Here is a 19,200-nt window from a genome sequence, read left to right on the forward strand (position 1 = left end):
CGAACCCAGGATACCGTGCGATGGCGTATGATCGGCGAACCGTACACATGGAGGTGTGTCCGTGGCCATCGAGGCTGGACAACAGCTGCTCCACTACCGCCTGATTGAGAAGATCGGCGAGGGTGGGATGGGTGTGGTCTGGAAGGCCGAGGACACGCGTCTCCATCGCAACGTCGCCCTGAAGTTCGTGCCCGAGGCGGGCGCCCGCAACACCGATGCCGTTGACCGACACCTACGCGAGGCCCGTGCGGCGTCGGCCCTGAACCACTCGAACATCTGCGCGATCTACGACATCGGGGAGTGGGAAGAACGGCGCTTCATCGTGATGGAGTTGCTGGAGGGTAGTGGCCTGGACCAGCGCATCGGCAGCGTGCCGCTTGAAGTGGAGACCGCGATCGAACTGGTGACGCAGATCGCGGACGCGCTGGATGCGGCCCACGCCAAGGGCATCGTGCATCGCGACATCAAACCGGCGAACATCTTCGTGACCGAACGCGGGCAGTGCAAGGTGCTGGATTTCGGCTTGGCGAAGCTGACGACCGACGCGGAGAGGGACGCCGGTCCCGACGACGCGACCCGGACGTCTCTCGATACGACGACTCCCGGCTCCGTCATGGGCACTATCTCCTACATGTCACCCGAGCAAGCGTTGGGAAAACCGCTCGACGCGCGTACCGACGTGTTCTCGCTGGGCGTCGTGTTGTACGAGATGATCACTGGCCGTCGCGCGTTCTCCGGAGCGACGTCGGCGGCGGTGTTCGACGGGATCCTCAACCGGGCGCCGACGGCACCGGTCGAACTCAACGATCAGGTGCCGCCCGAACTCGAACGGATCGTCAACAAGGCGCTGGAGAAGGACCCGGCGCTGCGCTATCAGAGCGCCGCCGGCCTGGTCACGGATCTAAGAAGGTTGCGGAGAGATTCGAGCCTCTCGATCCCTCCCGCGGCGAACGCGGCTCGCCCCGCATCGCGACGCGGACGCCTGGCACTCGTCTCCGTGGTCGTACTGTCGCTGATCGTCGCGGGTGTCTGGCTGGTGAAAAATCGGGACGGCGCCGAGACCCAACTGGACATGGGGTCCCCCGTCTCCGGCCTGACGGTCGCCGTGCTGCCGCTGGTTGATGCCGGCGGGGATCCGGAGCAGCTTTACTTCAGCGAGGGATTGACCGGCGCGATCATCACCGAGCTGTCCCGTTACAACGAGCTGGCGGTATTGCCGTGTCGCTCGGGACCGTGCGAAGGACGGGACGTAGACCCTCGCAAGATCGGTAAGGAGATCCTGGCACGCTACGTGTTGCAGGGGACTGTGCAGTCTTCGCCCGAGAGCACCCGTGTGAACGTGCAGCTCTTCGATGGCGACGACGGGCGGGCGGTCTGGGCCGAGACGTTCAGCGCCGATCGAACTGCTCAGGATCTGTTCGAGCTTCAGGACGAGCTGACTCGGCAGGTCGTCAAGGAGATCGCCGGATCCCACGGAGCCCTGGCCCGCGCCGAACTGCCTCGATCCCGACGTCAGGCTCCCGAGAGTCTGGGAAGTCACGACTGCGTGTTCCGCGCCTACGACTACATGCAGAACGCACGCTCCCACGACGCGGAGGGCCACCTGGCGGCGCGTGATTGCCTGGTACGGATCGTCGAGGCCGAGCCGGACTACGTGGACGGCCTGGCGTGGTTGGCGTTCTTCTACAGCGAGGAGTTTCATCACCGCTGGAACGAGCCCGATGGCGAGTACGACTCGCGCGCACGCGCGTTGCAGATGGCCGAGCGCGCGGTCAATCTCGACGACAGGAGTCAGCTAGCGCACACATTCCTCGGAATGGCGGCGCTCTACTCGGGGGACAAAACGAGAGGCCTGGCCGAGATGCGTCGCGCCGTGAAGCTCAACCCGCACAACCCCATTGTGCTTGGCATGCTCTCCTGGTGGCTGTCCCATCAGGCCGAGTTGGATCAGGCCGTGCTCCTGGCGCAACGAGCGAAGGCGCTCAATCCATACCCGCCTCCATTCTTCGACTACCCGATGTTTCTGGATCACTACGTCGACGGTCGCTACGAGCAGGCGCTGAAACTCACCGAGGACGAACTCATCGGGCGCGATCAGTTCATTGAACCGTTGGTCCGGGCCGCGACGCTGGGACAACTCGGTCGGACCGAGGAGGCGGCATCGAGTCTGGCGCGGTTACGGACTCTCTGGCGCAAGGCGTGTGAGCAGATCGGCTGTGATGGCCTCGACCTGGAGGAGATGCGTGGCGAGTTGATCGAGCGTTGGGCGATGGCAGACACGCTAGCGGATCAGCTCATCGACGGGTTACGCAAGGCAGGACTTCCCGACCGCTCGGTCGACACCGGCCCGGTGGTCTTCTGGCTGCGGATCGCCGTACTGCCCTTCGCCAACGAGAGCGATGATCCGGAGCAACGCTACTTCAGCGAGGGTCTAACCGGCGAAATCATCACGGCGCTTTCCCGCTACGGCGAGCTGGCCGTGATTCCCTGCCGAGCGGGGCCGTGCGAAGGAAAAAACGCGGACTCTCTCCGGATCGGCCGCGAGATCGGCGTGCGCTACGTCTTGCAGGGCACCGTGCAATCGTCGTCGGATCGCATCCGCGTCAACGTGGGACTCTCCGACGGGCGTGACGGGCGTTCGGTCTGGGGCGAGACTTTTAACGCCGATCGCAGTGCCCGGGACCTGTTCGAGCTTCAGGACACGCTGACCGAACAAGTCGTCAACGAGATCGCTGGATCCTATGGCGCCCTGACACGCGCCGAGTTGCCTGCCTCGCGGAGCAAGCCACCGGCGAGACTCGACAGTCACGACTGCGTGTTCCGCGCCTACGATTACCTGCAGGTTCATGATGCCGAAACACACCTGGCGGCCCGCGATTGTCTAGAGCGGGTGATTGAGAGAGAACCCGACTACGTGGATGGTCTGGCCATGTTGGCCTATCTTTACGCCGACCAGTTCCATCATCGCTGGAATGAACCCGCGGGCGAATACGACTCGCTCGTCCGCGCCGTGGAGGTGGGGGAACGTGCGACCTCCCTCAACGACAGCAACCAGTTGGCACACGCGTACCTCGGTCTTGCGCTCCTCTTCTCCGGCGACGACGAACGCGGCATCGCCGAGATGCGTCGCGCGGCGGAGCTCAACCCCCACAACCCCATCGTGATGCACCTGTTGTCCAACTACCTCTCCATCCGAGGAGAGTTCGATACGGCGGTGCCGATGGCCGAGAGGGCGATAGAGCTCAACCCGCATCCGCCGGAGTACGCCGACTTCCCCCTCTTCGTAGACGACTACGTCCACGGCCGCTACGAAGAGGCGCTCGTTTATTCAATGGGTGGTGTGGTCGCCAACGAGACGGATTTCCGTGAGGCCCTGTTCCTCGCCGCCACGCTGGGACAGCTGGGTCGCATTGACGAGGCCGCGCCCGCAGTCAAGGAGCTCCGCTACCGCTGGAGCGAGTTGAACAAGAAGACGGGGTTCGAGGGGCTGGATATTGAAGATGTCCGGCGGGAACTGCTCGAGCGCCACGCGTTCACGGAATCGTTCACCGACCAGTTGATCGAAGGGTTGGCCAGGGCCGGGCTAGAGTGACGGGCGAGAGGTTCTCCATCGTCGCTCTGCACGCGCTCTTCAGATCTGATGAGCCTAATGACGGCATCCGGTTCGACGGATCCGCATCGGGAGAAGCCGAAAATGACCGAACGGGTACTGTTCGCGTTCGAAGGGGATGAAGGCCCCGATCGCTGGATGATCGTGAACGATGGCGTGATGGGTGGGCTGTCCCGCAGTCGGATCTCTCTCACCGAAAACAGTACGGCCGTCTTCGAGGGCCAGATTTCGCTGGCGAACAACGGCGGTTTTGCGTCCGTGCGAAGTCTGCCCGAGGCGATGCCGACCGCTGGTACGTCACGGCTCGCCGCGAGATTCCGCGGAGACGGTCGCGAATACCAGTTGCGCATCCGGACGTCTGATGCCTTCGACGGAGTCGCCTACCGGTGGAATTTCAAGACAAACGCGAACGACTGGATGACGATCGAAGCCCCATACAGCGAATTCTTAGCCACGTTTCGCGGGCGCACCCTGCCAGATTGCCCGTCCATCGAACCGGGCACGATCCGTCAGTTGGGTTTCTTGATCGCTGACAAGGTGGAAGGTCCGTTCCGCCTCGAGGTCGACTGGATCAAGGCTCTGGGCTGAAGACCCCCCGCCCCACAATTGACCGTATAATCTTACCCAACACACGGGAGGATTCGTCATGCTCGCGTTCGCCGGACTCTTGCTCTCCGCGGCGTTCTTCGCCTCACCGGGCGACGCCGTCGTGATTTCACGCAGCATCGATGTGGACTGCACCGAACCCTACGCACTCCGGCGGGCCCTCCGACGTTCCCGGAAACTCGGTGGACTTGACATCCGCTTGCACGGCATGTGTGAAGGCTCGTTTCGGATCGCCCACGACGGCGTCACGCTGAGAGCCGGTAGCCCCGGGGCCGGCATTCGCGAGCGAGGGGAGAATCCAGAATTTCTACCGGTGATCGAGGTCGACGACGCGCAGGTCAGCCTGCGAGGTCTGATCATCAGCGGAATCCTGGGTGTGCGTGTGCACGGCGCGAACGCGGAGTTGTTTGTCTACGACACGAAGATCGAAGGAGCCGCCGGACTCGGCATCTGGGCCGACCAGTCGGCGACGGTGCGCCTGCTGGAATCCGAGGTGTCCGGTCACGCCGGAGGGATCTTCACCGACGACGGGGTGACGTTGAATCTGCAGCAGTCCACCGTGAGCGGGAACGATGTCGGGATTCAGATCCACGACAGCCGCTTCGCAATGAGCGACTCGACGATCGAAGACAACGTTGTCGCGGGGCTGGGTGTGAGTAATCGTTCAGATGGGTCCGTCTTCGACACGGCCTTTCGGAACAACGGACAGGTCCATGTCAGCGTCGTCGATCGGAGCAGCGTCAGCCTGGTGGGAGGTGTGACGCTGGGTTCGGACACCGACACCACCCAGTACGCGCTGACGTCAGCTCGAGACTCGCGGGCTTCTGCAGCGCTGACCCCTGATGTGTTCGGCGATGTCTCTGCGCTCGACGGCGGGACCCTTCGACTGCGTAGCGGGGTCTTGCACGGCAACCTCCTGGTCCAGCTGTTCTCGGACGCTCATGTTCGGGCTGCGGAGATCACCGGACTCGTGTTCTGCGATGACGGTAGCGAGTCGATATGTAGCCAGACGACGTCCGCAGGCGTTATCGGTTGTCCGACGACGACCTGTGGCGATCCACTGGCGCCCAACGCAGCGGTGGAACGTCCCGCAGCTCCACCGACCCTGAAGCGGCCACGGTTGGTAAAAGGGGACAGGTAAAAGGGGACAGATTTATTTTTCCGAACGGAAAAATAAATCTGTCCCCTTTTTCAGTCGTCGCGCTGGCGACGTTTGTGCTTGATGATCGACTTGTATAAGCGTCCGGTGCCGCGCTCGCGTCGACGCCGTTCCGCCAATGAAGTTGCGTTGCGCGCCTGCTCGGCACCGAGTTTCTTGAAACTGGCATAGCGCCGTTCGTCCAGCGCTCCCGATTCGATCGCGGCGGCGACGGCGCAACCGGCATCGCCCTCGTGGCTGCAATCGTTGAAGCGACAGTTACCGGCCAATTCAACGACGTCCTCGAACACGTCCTGAATTCCGTCTTCGCAGTCCGGTAGCTGAAGCTCTCTGACTCCGGGCGTGTCCATCAGGACGCCACCGCTGGGCAACAGATGTAGCGAACGCGCGGTCGTCGTATGTCGCCCTTTCGCGTCGTTCTCGCGAATCTCACCGGTGTCCAGGCCGCCGACGCCCAGCGCGTTCGCCAGCGTGGACTTGCCCACGCCCGAAGACCCCAACAATGCCACCGTCTGACCGGGCCCGCACCAGCTCTTCAACGGGTCTGCCTGCTCCGGTTGCCGCGCATCGATGGTCACAACCGGGAGCCCGACTTGCAATTGCTCGGCCTGACTCCGGAAGGCATCGGTGTCGTCACAGAGGTCGGCCTTCGTCAGGACCACGACAGGGTCCACACCGGCCTGCATTGCCAGAGCCAGATACCGCTCGATACGAGACAGATTGAACTCTTCGTTGCATGAACTCACGATGAAGATCGTGTCGAGGTTGGCAGCGATGTCCTGAGACTTGACCTCTTCGCCCGCGGCCTTGCGAGTCAGCAACGTCAGACGTTCCAGTCGTTGGCTCGCACGGTGATCCCCGGCGTCGAGGACCAGCCAGTCACCGACGACGATCGACCCGGCAGATTCTGCGAGCTGCACGTGAAGACGGAACTCGCCGGCCTCGCCGAGCATCAAGACCTCGCTGCTGTGATGGGCGGAGACACGGGCCACGATCCCGGTCTCCAGCGCCTCCAGGGAGACTTGCTGCTGGAAGAACGGTTTCCAGCCGATCGCCTGGAGGTTGTGGTTGCCCATGGTGAAGAACGCCTTCCGTGATTCGTACAAACGGAATAATAGGATAAAGTCGAAACATCTGTTACGCGGCCGCTCAAAACCGGTAAGTAACGCACGTGACCGCCGTTTGTCCCGCCGCGGAGGAGAATCGTGACAAAGACTCGGTATTGCCCAAACTGCCAGACGGCGCTCGATCCCTCTCGACCGGACGATGGAAATTGCCCCGCGTGCCTGATGGAACTGGCGTTGCAGAATCAAGGCGACGAAACGCCCGTCGTCGAAACGAACTCGTCTTCAGACTCCATCGCCATCGGTGCCTGGGTGGGACCGTACCGAATCGTTCGCAAGCTCGGCGAAGGCGGTATGGGGCTCGTCTACCTGGCAGAGCAGGAAGCTCCCCTTCAACGATCCGTCGCACTCAAGGTCATCAAACGTGGAATGGAAACGGAACAGGTCGTTGCGAGATTCGCGGTGGAACGACAGGCGTTGGCGGTCATGGATCACGCCGCCATTGCGAACGTCCACGATGCGGGTGAGACGGCCGACGGCCGCCCTTACTTCATCATGGAGTACATCGATGGCATTCCGATCAACGAGTATTGCGACCAGAACCGTCTATCTACGGTGGAGCGACTCGAGCTGCTGACCCAGGTGTGTGACGGCGTCCAACACGCCCATCGCAAGGGAATTATCCATCGCGATATCAAACCCACGAACGTTCTGGTTGCGGAAGAAGAGGGACGACCGGTACCCAAGATCATCGACTTCGGAATCGCGAAGGCGATCGAGCAACGTCTCACGGAACGATCGTTGTTTACGGATCTCGGCGTCCTGGTCGGTACACCGGAATACATGAGTCCGGAGCAGGCGGATCTCTCGCCTCTAGATGTTGACACTCGCACCGATGTCTACTCTCTCGGCATCCTCCTCTACGAGTTGCTGACAGGCGCGCTGCCCTTTGAGCCCGCAGAGCTGCGCCGCGCGGGGTTCGACGAGATCCGTCGACGCATCCGCGAAGAGCAACCGTCGAAGCCCAGCACACGGATAAGCTCCATGGGGGCCCGCGCGAGTGGAGCCGCGGACGTTCGACAATCCAATCCGGCGACGCTCCGGCGACGACTCTCCGGCGACCTGGATGTCATCACGATGAAGGCGTTGGAGAAAGATCCTGCGCGTCGTTACGAGTCACCCGCCGAGCTGTCCGCAGATATTCATCGGCATCTTAGCGGCGATCCGCTGCTGGCCCAGCCGCCAAGCAAGCTCTACAGCCTGCGTCGGTTCATCGCCCGCAACAAGACGGCGACCGCCGTGGTTTCGTTGTTTCTCTTGACGCTGCTCGGTTTCAGTATCTGGATGAGCATCCTCTACAGCACCTCGCAACGACACCTGAATCGCGCGCTCGGTGCCGAGACCGAAGCGGCGTCGGTGTCGGAGTTTCTGATCGGCGTATTCGAGGTCTCTGCTCCAAGTGAGTCCCTCGGCAACAGCACCACGGCCAGGCAGTTGCTGGATCAAGCAAGAGATCGAATCAAGACCGAACTGAAGGATCAACCAGACCAGCGCGCGACGATCCTCCACACGCTCGGACGGGTCTACGGCAGCCTCGGACTCTACGATGATGCGCTCGGCTTGAACCGGGAGGTCCTGGAAATCCATCGAGTCGGCGACTCCACCGACGATGTCAACGTCGGCACGGCACTCCTCGCCGTCGCACAGTCGCACTACAATCTCGCGAACTTCGACGAGAGTGAAGCGCTCCTTTCGCAGGCGCTCTCGTTGTTGGAATCCAGAGCGGATGCGAGAGACGAGACCGCAACCGCCTACGAGATCATGTGTTCGATTCGCTGGCATCAGGGTCGCTACGACGAGGCGCTTGATCATGCGCAGACGATGTTCGACATGCGTCAGGCGCTATTCGGCCCACTTTCGAAGGAGACGGCGCACTCCTGGTACGTCCTTGGCAACGTCCATCTTGCGAGGAGCGAGTTGCCCGAGGCCGAACATGCGATGTCGCAGGTGATGGAGATTCAGAAGGAGCTCGTCGGCGAGGATCATCCGGACTGGATAAAGGCCCTGAACACTATGGCCGAGTTGCACCGCCGCCAGGGGCGCTACGAAGATGCCGAGAGGCTGTTCCTGGAAATCCAGGCGGTCGAGCGGAAACTCTACGAACCGGACCACCCACAACGGGCGTACGCTCACAACAATCTTGGGCTCGTCTATCGAAGAATGGGTCGTTCGGAGGAGGCCGTCGCCCAGTACCTCGAAGCGATCCGTATTCGAGAAGCGTCGCTTCCGGAGAATCATCCTCTGCTGGCCTGGACCTGGGACAACCTCGGTCTGACCTACCTGGGACTCAAACGATTCGACGATGCGGCCGACGCCTACGAGACGGCGCGATTGATCGCGCTGGAGTCTGTGGGGCCGGAGAGTCCGGACTATGCGGTGATTCTCAACAACACGGCGTTGCTCAAGCGGGACGAGGGGAAGACCGAGGAGGCCGTCGTCCTACTTCGGCAGGTGATTGCGATCAATGAGCGGACCCTGGCCCCGGACCATACACGCCTCGCGGATCCTCTGTACACGCTGGGGAAAATCCTGGGTCAGCAGGGCCAACGAGAGGAAGGAGTCCGCATGCTCCAGCGATCGCTTGATATCACCGTCGCTGCGTTCGGACCGGAACACCCCGACGCCATCGATACGGCAGAGCAACTCGAAAAACTCCGCTAGACCTCGGTTTGCTCGGCCACCGCTACGACATGGTTGGCATTCACGAGAATCGCACAGTCATCCTGAAAGATCGGAAAGAACGCCTCTTTTGCATAGTTCAGGTGATCAAGTACACGTGCGCGAGCCGGTCGCGACAACGCGAAGAAACTGGCTTCCAATCGCGGACCGATCGTCATGTCGATCAGGATTCGAAACTCGGAAACGGAGAGCGCTTGCGGTCGCCCGACGTCATCCTCCTTCAATCGCACGGTGACGATCTGGGCCTTGCTCAGCATGACGTGCCTGTCGTCAGCCGCCAGTGGGAGATATTTCTCGCGTGGATCGCGGAGTCGATCCAGGACTGTTCCGGGCTGGCCATTGAGATGTTCTTCGGCGGCATAGAACTCGCCGTCGATGACACGTTTGTCCGTGAGAAGAATCCGTACGCCGATCTTTCGTTTAACGACCCGATAATTCTGGCCGTCTTGCACAGGGGATGTCACAATTCACGTCCTTTGTTGTCGATGCTCGTCGCGAAGACAGACTGCGCCACTTCCACGCGATTCCGTCCATTTCGCTTCGCCGCGTAAAGAGCCTCGTCCGCTGCCTCGAAGAGCTCGCTCGCCGACACGTGGGCTGTGGGATCGCTGGAAGCGACTCCGATGCTGACGGTGACAGAGACGATCTCGTTGCGTAGTTCCAACGTGTGCTCTTCAATCTGTGTGCGATAGCGTTCCGCCGCCACGACGACTGTGTCAACGCCGCATCCCGGCAAGACGACGAGAAACTCTTCGCCACCATAGCGACCGAGTATATCGTACGTGCGCGTCGCACCCCGAAGCAGTTCAGCGACGTCGCAAAGGACTTTGTCTCCGCTGAGGTGGCCGTATGAGTCGTTGACCTTCTTGAAGTGATCGATGTCAAGGACGAGAGCGCTCACCGCGATGCCCTGCCGTTTCGCAAACGATAACTCTCGCTCCAACGACTTGACGATCTCCCCTCGATTCAACAAACCGGTTAACGGGTCCCGTATGCTCTGAGCTCGAAGTGCCTCTCGGGTCGCGCGAAGCTCGTCAAGTCGTGCGAGCATGTCGGTCGCTCGCCCGACACGGGCACGAAGTTCCCGCGGATCGACCGGTTTGACCAGGTAGTCGTCTGCCCCTGAAGCCATGGCAGTCTCGAGGTCGCTTATGCCGCCCTTCGCGGTCAGCATGATGACGTAGACGTACGCGCGATCCGGATCGGATCGCAGTAGGCGGCAGAGTGCGGGTCCGTCGAGACCAGGCATCACCCAATCGAGGATGACGAGTTGGGGTGGGTCTTCCGCGTCGAGGATCGCGCGGGCCGAGTCGCCGTCGGCGGCCTCGATGACCTGGTGCCCGGCCTCCATCAGGATTTCGCTCACGACGGTTCGGCTGAGCGTAACGTCGTCAGCGACCAGGATCCGCACGCCGCACCTTGTCGCGTTTCGGTGACTCGTGTGGCGTCGTCGGATCCAGTGACGAGCCGATACGAGTGAGGACCTCGCCGGAGTAGGCGTGGAACGCGTCCTGCTGTCTGACAAATGCCTCGAGCGCATCCGTCCGGGTGCCCGTCAGATCAACCAGGCAACGTTGCAGGGCGTCGCCGAGTTTCTCATCGGCGTCGGAAAAGTGCCGTCTGGCGGATGTGATCTCGCCGATGCCAGGACCGCTCGGAGCTTTGCCCATCGAACCTCCTCACTAAGAGCGATATCGAAGAGGCCTGGGCTAGTTTCTTACGGTTGCTGGACGCTGGATCCTAGTCCGGGACCCTTACATGTCAAACGTAAACTTCAAAACTTACAAACACAAGCCAATAATGCCCTTAAATTGCTAATAACTCAAGTGTATTTACCCGTATGAGACGGAATTAGAGGACAAAATAGGTTGAGACTCGGCGCGTTTTCTTGGATCATTCTCGGTGCTGGACGCTGGATTCTGGCCTACCGGGATCTGGCGGCCCTGGGCCGAAGCCACGCTTCGGTCCGGGGTTTTGTCCGGCGTCTTTGATGGCGACAACCGCGACACCGAAGTCGCGGCCGTCACAAGACCCGTGGGTAGGGCGGCTTTGTCCGAATACTAGGGAATTCCCCGACACGGCCGATCGACGTTTTCACGTACAACAAGGGTTATCGCGACAGGACCGTCCCGGTTCCTCGTCAGAGGTGCGCTAACCGATGAAACGTCGACCATCATTATTAACGCGAACCATCCAGGCTATCGTGACGCTCCTCGTGGTCGGCACGGCCTCGGCCCAGCCGGCGAAGATCTCTCAGCAAGGGTCCGACCACGTCGTCCTCTTCGATGGGAAGGAGCTGCATCGAACGGGAGAACCCGTCGTGTCGCTTTCGTCCGGCGGAGATCCCTCCAGGACGGGTCGCTTCGTGATCTGGGTGGAGCACGCTCAACGATGGGGGACGTACAGCCGGGACGGCGGTGTCACCTGGTCCCGCGCCCGCCCGATCCAGGTCGGCCTGCAACTCCGCGACGCGACCGTTGCCCCGGGCCTGACATCGGCCCCGACGGAGCTGCTTCACCTCGTCCAGTTCCGCACCGTCAGTCTGCCCGAGTGGCGCGCTGCTCTCGAAGCGTCCGGCGTCGAGGTTCTAAACTACTTCCCGCACAACGCGCACATCGTCCGGGCCGACCCTTCGCGCCTGGAACGGATTCGAGAGCTGGAGTTTGTCGAGAGCGTTCAGCCGTACCATCCCTCCTACCGCATCGATCCAGAATTGCGTCACGATTTGACGGAGAGTGCCGGGTTCGGCGAGACGCGCATTCGCGTGCTCGTCTTCGAGTGGGGGCCCGCCGCGAAGCAACGGGTTCTCGCAGCGGCAGCCGGAATGGGTGCGCGCGTCGCGGATTACTGGTCAAGCGGTCACGTCGTCGAGTTATGGGCCGATAGCGCCGCCACATTCGCCTTGGCCGCTCACGACGATGTGATGTGGATCGATCGCTGGACGCCGCCCGGTGTCGATATGGACCTGGTGCGAGAGGACGCCGGTACCGACTGGATCCACGACAACTTCGGGTATTGCGGCACGGGAGTCGCCGGCGAGGTCATGGATCTAGGCATCCAGGCCGATCACCCCGATTTCGATGGTGTCCTGTTGCACGGGATCAGCAGCGTCGACAGTCATGGGACCTCGACCTACGGGATCGTCTTCGGCAACGGGGACACCGACGGCGACGGCGATGGCAAGGCACTGGGTCACATGCCCTGCGGGCAGGGGATCTTTGCCGACCAGGGCGAGTTCGCCGACCGCTTCCTGCACACCCAGGAACTCACACAGGCGCCGTACTTCGCGTCCTTTCAGACCAACTCCTGGGGGGGTGGGTTGACGCAGGCTTACACAAGCGTCTCGCAAGAGATGGACGACATCATCTGGCGATTGGATTTCGCGATCCTCAACTCGCAGTCGAACAACGGGAACCAGAGCAGCCGTCCGGAGGCCTGGGCCAAGAACGTGATCAGCGTTGGCGGAATCAAGCACTTCGACACCCTGAGCACCGCGGACGATAGCTGGGGCTTCGGTGCCTCGATCGGTCCGGCGGCAGATGGACGAATCAAACCGGACGTCAGCTACTGGTACGACTTCATCTACACGACCACCACCGGTAGCGGATACACGCCCAGTTTCGGTGGAACGTCCGGGGCGACGCCGGAGTCTGCAGGGGTGCTGGGTCTGATCGTCGAGATGTGGGCCGATAACGTCTGGGGCACGAATCCAGCAGGAGTCTCCGCCTTCGACAAGCAACCGCATGCGTCCACATTGAAAGCGCTGTTGATCAACAACGCCCAGCAGTACACCTTTGCCGGGGCTGGATCCGATCTCGGACGCTTCAAGCAGGGTTGGGGCAGACCCAGCGCTCGGGTAGCCTACGAACGGGCCGCGAACAGTTTCATCGTGGACGAGACCGACCTGCTCGAATTGAACGACACGATGACCTACTTCATCGATGTCGAACCCGGTGAGACCGACCTCAAGATTACGATGATCTATCCCGACCCTCCGGGAACGACCTCGGCCGCGATGCACAGGATCAACGACGTCGATCTACGTGTGACCTCGCCGTCGGCGACGCTGTACCACGGCAACGCCGGGCTTGCGGACGGGGTCGTCTCGACCTCCGGTGGATCGCCGGACACGCTCAACACCGTGGAGAACGTCTTTGTCGCCAACCCGACCTCCGGCACCTGGATGATCGAGATCGAGGCCGTCGAGGTCAATCAGGACGCGCATCTAGACACCGCCGAGGACGACGTCGCGTTTGCTCTCGTTGTGACCGGCGGACGTGCGATCTACACCTCCGGGCAGGGGCTCCTCGACAACCGACCGAGCGATGTGGCCTGTACAGACATGATCGAACTGACGGTGCGCGACGGCAATATCGGCGCGTCGGTCGACGTCGCCGTGTCGTCGAGCACGGAAACGACTCCCGAGACCGTGACGTTGGCGGAGACCGATTCCGGATCCGGAATCTACACCGGTCAGGTCGACGTCGTCGCGACGGCAGCCGTTGTGGACGGGGATATCTCCGTCGTCGATGGGGATACCGTGATCCTGGAATACATCGACGCCGACGATGGCGCCGGCGGGACGAACGTCGTGGTCCAGAGCAGCGTGATCGTGGATTGCGCAGCCCCGCAGATCTCGAGTGTCTGGGTCTCCGACCTGACGGACACCGAGGCGACGATCTCGTGGACGACAGACGAGGCGTCCAACAGTTCGGTGACCTGGGGCAACTCCGTGCCACCGACCCAGACGGAGACGCGCGCCGGGCACGTCACCGTCCACAACCTCCGTCTCACCGGACTGGCCGAGTGCACGTCCTATTTCTACTTGGTGGGCAGCGAGGATCCGGTCGGCAATACAGCTTCGAACGACAACGGTGGGAATTACTTCCTGTTTACGACAATGACGCGAACGGAAGGACAACTGCACTCGTGCCGTGAGGGGACGATCGTGCTTGAGGCGGACTTCGTGAGTTGCAATGGCTCGGTGCCGATCCGCCTCACCGATTCCGATCTTGACCTCGATCCCGGAATGGCCGAGATGGTCGAGGTCTACGTCGGTTCGACGACGGAACTGGTGGCCGAGCCGGTGATCCTGACCGAGGACGGCACGGCGACCGGCGTGTTCACCGGCTTTATCCCGACCGGAACGGGAGCGCCCGTCGCTGACGGCATCCTGCAACTGGCGCACGGGGACTGGATTACCGGGAAGTACGTCGACCCCGACGACGGCATGGGATCACCTCGCCTCAGTGTTTACACCACCGTAGCCGACTGTGCGGGGCCGATCATTGCGCCGATCACCGTTTCGAACGTGACGGATTCGGGCGCGAGCGTGACCTACACCGTGTCCGAGAACGCCACCGGGATTGTCGAATGGGGCACGACGGCGGCGCTCGGTTCGATGACCGCCAGCGGTGGTTCCGGGACCAATCACAACGTGAGTGTGGGCACGTTCGCGGAATGCGAGCGTGTCTTCTTCCGCGTCTCGGCGACCGATGTCTACGGGAACACAACCGTCAGCCCGATCCACGAGTTCAATATCCAGGGCGTGCCGGGGGTCTATCACATCGACGACTTCGAGACCGATCTGGGCTGGACCCTTAACGGTGAGTGGGAGATCGACGTTCCGCAGGGTCTCGGAACAGCCCCGGGCGATCCGGGCGCGGCGTTTTCGGGATCGCAGGTGCTGGGCCACGACCTGAGCGGTCTGGGGACCGAGCCCGGCGACTACGAACCGGAGTCGAACGAGTCGGCGGCAAGCCCTTCGATCGACGGGACGTTGTTCACCGATACGGAGATCAAGTTCCGCCGTCGTCTTAACGTTGTCCAGGGCAGCTTCGCCTACATCGATATCAGGAATTCGAGCGGTAGTTGGGTCCAGGTCTACGGGACGCCGGTCTCTGGTGTTCAGGACTCCGATTGGGTCGACATGAACTTCAACATTTCATCCGTGGCCGACGGCAACGCCAACCTGCAGGTCCGTTTCCGAGAGCGCTCTCATCTTGCGGGATCGTTCGCGTCGGGTTGGAACATCGATGATCTGACGTTCCGCGACAGTGCGCAGCCGTCGATCGGGGCATGTGGCGGTTGTGCCGGTAGTCCCAGTTTCTCCGGGTTAATCGCCGCAACGGACGACGATCCCTGTGCCGACTCCGGTGTAACGCTGACCTGGTCCTCGGCCCACGGTTGGGGCACCGGGTCCGACGGGACCTACGCGATCTATCGCGATACCGGCCCCGGTTTCACGCCGGGTCCGGGCAACCTGATCGCATCCGGAATCAGCGGAAGTCCGTGGACCGATTCCACGGCGCCCAGCGACACCGACCTGTTCTATCTCGTCCTCGCCGAGAACGACGAGACCTGCTCGACCGGGCCGGCAAACACCGGTGTCGTCGATGCCAACACCGTGTATGCCGCTGTACGCAACGACACCTCCCAGGTGGCGCCTACCGATGTGGGGGACACGTTGTTCGTGGACACGATTGGCGGCACCCATGCGCGGCTCGATTGGTCCCCGACTGCCGGCGGGTCGGCCTACCGCGTCTACCGCTCGAACCAACCCGATGCGAACTTCCAATTGCACGCAGAGATCGCCCCGACGCTATTCGATGACATCGACGTGATGGCCGATGGACAGACCTGGTACTACCTGGTCAACGCGATTGACACCTGTGGGAACGAGGGACCGTGATGAGACGCCTACTCGCCGCCGTTCTATTCAGCCTGCTGCTGATCGATCCGGTCGCCGCCGGTCAGCAATCGCCCGCGGCGACAGGCCGTTTCGACGATCGCGTGCGTCAACGCATCGGCGGTTCGATCGGAGTCGAACTCAAGTCCGTCGAACAGCTGCGTGCCGATGATCCATTGCGACTCGCGTGGCAGTCGTTCCGTAGCAACCACGGCGGCGCATGGAAGATCCTGGTCGACGAACGTACCGGTATGCCGACGCTGGTCAAGGGGGCCGGCTTACCTTTGTTCCCGGACGGTCACACACCCGATGATCTGGCCACGGTCGAGACGGGTGTCCGAGCGTTTCTGAGTCAGAACCGAGCGACCCTCGGTGACTGGTCGTCGATCCTGGAACTCGACCCCGAGGCCAGTGGCCGCATCTCCGCCGATCATTGGCAGCTGATCTTTCGCCAGCGGATCGACGGGATCCGCGTCGAGAACGCGCGCTTCGACATGCACGTCAAGCGTGGTCGGTTGGTGCTGTTCGGCGCCGCCCACTGGGGCAACGTCAAGATATCCGCGACACCGACGATCCCTGTCGACGCGGCGCGTACGATCCTCGACACTCATGTTCACGCACAGACAACAACGTTCGAGCAGGTCGGCAAGCCGGAGCTGGTCCTGTTGGCGATCGAAGCCGGAGCGTCGGGTCTCGAATCGACGGCCTGGACCGGTAAGCGTGGCGACGGTCTCGATCATTCGCTTGTCTGGCGTTTCCAGTTTCGCGAGGCCGACGAGGCGGCGTTGTGGGTCGGCGAGGTCGATGCCCACGACGGTGTCGTCCGCACGTTCTACGACGGCTCCCACAGCGCCCAGATCAAGGGCGGCGTGTTTCCGGTTTCCGCCGACCAGGATTGTGCTACGGGCGGATGCGAGGTCGGAGGTTTTCCGATGCCGCTCGCCGGCTTCACCGAGACCGGGCAGACCGAGCAGTTCGCCGACGCGTTCGGCAACTTGGTCTGCATCGATGGGATGCAGAACTTCGAGACCAATCTCTCCGGCCCCCAGGTCACTATCGTGGACGAGTGCGGGGCGATGAGCGAAACCGCCGTCTGCTCGGATGGCGTCGATCTGGGGCTCAAGTACGGCACCAACTGCGACACAGACCCGGGCGCTTCACCGGGCAACAACGCTGCGGCTCGCACCTCGTACTTCCACATGAACCGGATCTTCGAGACCGCGCGTTTCTACGACGCGACCAGTCCGTGGCTCTCCGCCCCGCTCCCGGTCGAGGTCAACCAGCCCGGATCCTGCAATGCGTTCTGGACCGACCCCGAGATACGCATGCTCGGCGAAGGCAACGGCTGCGCCAATACCGGCGAGTTGTCCGGCGTACTGGTCCACGAGTGGGGCCACGGCTACGATCACAATGACGGAGGCGGCGAGGATGTCCCGTCTGAGGCGTATTCGGATGTGGTGGCGATTTTCTACAATCGCGCGTCGTGCATGAGTCGTGGTTGGTACAACGACGGAAGGACCTGTACCGGCTATGGCGATACCTGTCTCACCTGCACCGGTGTCCGTGATCACGATTGGGCCGCACGCCTCAACAACACCCCAACGACACCGACGAACTTCACGGTGACCTCCTGCCCCAGCGGACCCGGCGGGCCGTGCGGACGCGAGGCACATTGCGAGGCCTATCCCATCGGTGAGTCGATCTTCGATCTTGCGACACGTGATCTTCCCGCCACCGGGATGGATCAGGCCACCGCATGGCAGCTCGCCGAACGGCTCTGGTACTCGACGCGGCTCGGCGCTGGCGGCAACATCTACGACTGCTTCCGCCACTGGCTGTCCCATTCCTGTTTCGCGTATAGCTGGATGCAGAGGATGATGGTCGCGGACGACGACGATGGCGACCTGGCCAACGGCACGCCCCACGCGGCCGCGATCTGGGCCGCATTCGATCGCCACAATCTCTCTTGTGGCAACGTGGACGATGCCGACAACCAGAGCACGTCGGGATGCCCGTCGTTGGCAACTCCGGTGTTATCGCTGGTCGAAACCGGTCCGGGTACGGAGTTGAGTTGGCCTGGTGTGGCCAACGCCGGTGAGATTCGGGTCTATCGCAACGAGCGGGGCTGCGACCTATCACAGGTGCCGATCGCGTCGCTGGCCGGCACGGCGACGATGTTTGTCGATACCGAGGCGGACCCCAGCCTGCCTCGCCACTACCGCATCGAGGCCCTCGGTAGTTCACCTGCGTGCCACAGTCCGGTGTCCAACTGCGAATCGACGCCCCTGAGTGCCCGGACCCAACCGCTGGACTTTCAGATCGTCGAGACCGGCACGATCAACGGCATTCCGGATCCCGGAGAGACGGTCACGCTTCCGGTGACCGCGTTCAACTCCGGGCTCGACAGTTCCACGGGAACGGTCGGCACGCTGACCTTCGCAGACCCGGCGCAGGGGACGGTGCTCGACGGCAGCGCGACCTGGTCCGACATCGGACCGTCCGGTGTGGTCGAGTCCGACGCGCCTCATTTCGAGGTCGAGGTTGCAGACACCGTGAATTGCGGCGACACGGTGAATTGGTTCGTCGAGGTATCGGCCGCGAATTCCGTCGCGGCCCGTAAACGATTCGGCGTCACACTCGGTGTGAAGGACCGCGAGTACCTGCAAGACGTGTCTCAGCCCATCCCGGATCAGACGGCGATGCCGGTGGTTTCACAGCTCGTCGTCGCGGACGACGAGGTCATCGATGAACTCGACGTGCGTCTCGGGATCACTCACGATGAAGCCGAGGAAGTTGTCGTGGAATTGACCTCGCCCGAGGGCACGACGGTGCGTCTCCACGATCAGACGGCGGGCACATCGGACTTCGGACTGTTCACCCGATACGACCAGGATCGTTCCCCGGACGGGCCGGGCACGATGGCCGACTTCGTGGGCGAGTCGTCGGCAGGAACATGGGAACTGTCGATCGAGGATCTCGGCGCCGTTTCGACCGGGGGACAGCTTCAGAACTGGACTCTGTACGTCACCTCGGCCGGTGCGTTCGACTGCGAAGAGGCGACCTGTGCGGCGCCGCCGCTGACCGAGGCACCCACTGGCTTGACCGTCGGTCGCATGGGCAACGACCTGGACTTTTCCTGGAACGGTGTGGCGATGGCGGCGGGCTACAACCTGCAGCAAACCGCGGATCGCACGTTTGGCGCGGGCATCTCCGTTGCCGGGTCGACGGCAGGAGCGACGACGTGGACTTTCACCGACGGTGTCAGCTCGACGCCTGCGCTGACGTTCTTCCAGGTGCGGGCGACCAACTCGTGCGGGGTCGAGGGACCCTAGGG

Annotated in this window: 10 protein-coding genes; 6 read left to right on the forward strand and 4 right to left on the reverse strand. The window is 62.3% G+C overall.

The window, feature by feature from the left end; genetic code table 11:
• The first annotated feature begins 61 nt into the window (after positions 1-61).
• From OES25_02395 to OES25_02405, 3 genes are all read left to right on the forward strand, one after another.
• A complete protein-coding gene (locus OES25_02395; GenBank protein ID MDH3626492.1) occupies positions 62-3,592 on the forward strand; it encodes a protein kinase in 3,531 nt (1,176 codons plus the stop codon).
• A 102-nt stretch (positions 3,593-3,694) separates the two neighbouring features.
• Positions 3,695-4,198, forward strand: a complete 504-nt coding sequence (locus tag OES25_02400; protein MDH3626493.1) for a CIA30 family protein — start codon at positions 3,695-3,697, stop codon at positions 4,196-4,198.
• Positions 4,199-4,256: 58 nt separating this feature from the next.
• Positions 4,257-5,357, forward strand: coding sequence for a right-handed parallel beta-helix repeat-containing protein (locus OES25_02405; protein ID MDH3626494.1), 1,101 nt, complete (start codon positions 4,257-4,259; stop codon positions 5,355-5,357).
• Between the two features lie 50 nt (positions 5,358-5,407).
• Here the strand turns inward: OES25_02405 and rsgA are convergent, their stop codons facing one another.
• Positions 5,408-6,451 (reverse strand): ribosome small subunit-dependent GTPase A, encoded by a 1,044-nt coding sequence (rsgA, locus tag OES25_02410; protein ID MDH3626495.1) that lies wholly within the window; start codon positions 6,449-6,451, stop codon positions 5,408-5,410.
• A gap of 129 nt (positions 6,452-6,580) precedes the next feature.
• Here rsgA and OES25_02415 point away from each other — a divergent pair, with 129 nt between their 5' ends.
• The gene (locus OES25_02415) at positions 6,581-9,160 is read left to right on the forward strand and encodes a serine/threonine-protein kinase (GenBank protein MDH3626496.1); all 2,580 of its coding nucleotides are present in this window, start codon (positions 6,581-6,583) and stop codon (positions 9,158-9,160) included.
• On the opposite strand, the gene OES25_02420 is transcribed toward OES25_02415, so the two are convergent.
• From OES25_02420 to OES25_02430, 3 genes are read right to left on the reverse strand one after another with little or no spacing between them, the layout of a single operon-like run.
• On the reverse strand, positions 9,157-9,642 hold the full coding sequence (locus OES25_02420; GenBank protein ID MDH3626497.1) for a hypothetical protein: 486 nt from the start codon (positions 9,640-9,642) through the stop codon (positions 9,157-9,159). The genes OES25_02415 and OES25_02420 overlap by 4 nt on opposite strands.
• Positions 9,639-10,544 (reverse strand): diguanylate cyclase, encoded by a 906-nt coding sequence (locus OES25_02425; protein MDH3626498.1) that lies wholly within the window; start codon positions 10,542-10,544, stop codon positions 9,639-9,641. The genes OES25_02420 and OES25_02425 overlap by 4 nt, the downstream gene beginning before the upstream one ends.
• Before the next feature lie 25 nt (positions 10,545-10,569).
• On the reverse strand, positions 10,570-10,848 hold the full coding sequence (locus OES25_02430; protein MDH3626499.1) for a hypothetical protein: 279 nt from the start codon (positions 10,846-10,848) through the stop codon (positions 10,570-10,572).
• Positions 10,849-11,336: 488 nt separating this feature from the next.
• On the opposite strand from OES25_02430, the gene OES25_02435 reads away from it, so the two are divergent.
• Together OES25_02435 and OES25_02440 are read left to right on the forward strand one after the other, a co-directional pair.
• On the forward strand, positions 11,337-15,869 hold the full coding sequence (locus OES25_02435) for a hypothetical protein (protein ID MDH3626500.1): 4,533 nt from the start codon (positions 11,337-11,339) through the stop codon (positions 15,867-15,869).
• Positions 15,869-19,198, forward strand: a complete 3,330-nt coding sequence (locus tag OES25_02440) for a proprotein convertase P-domain-containing protein (protein ID MDH3626501.1) — start codon at positions 15,869-15,871, stop codon at positions 19,196-19,198. Before OES25_02435 ends, OES25_02440 begins: the two co-directional genes overlap by 1 nt.
• Positions 19,199-19,200: the final 2 nt, after the last annotated feature.

This window comes from Acidobacteriota bacterium (assembly GCA_029861955.1).
Lineage (GTDB): Bacteria > Acidobacteriota > Polarisedimenticolia > Polarisedimenticolales > Polarisedimenticolaceae > JAOTYK01.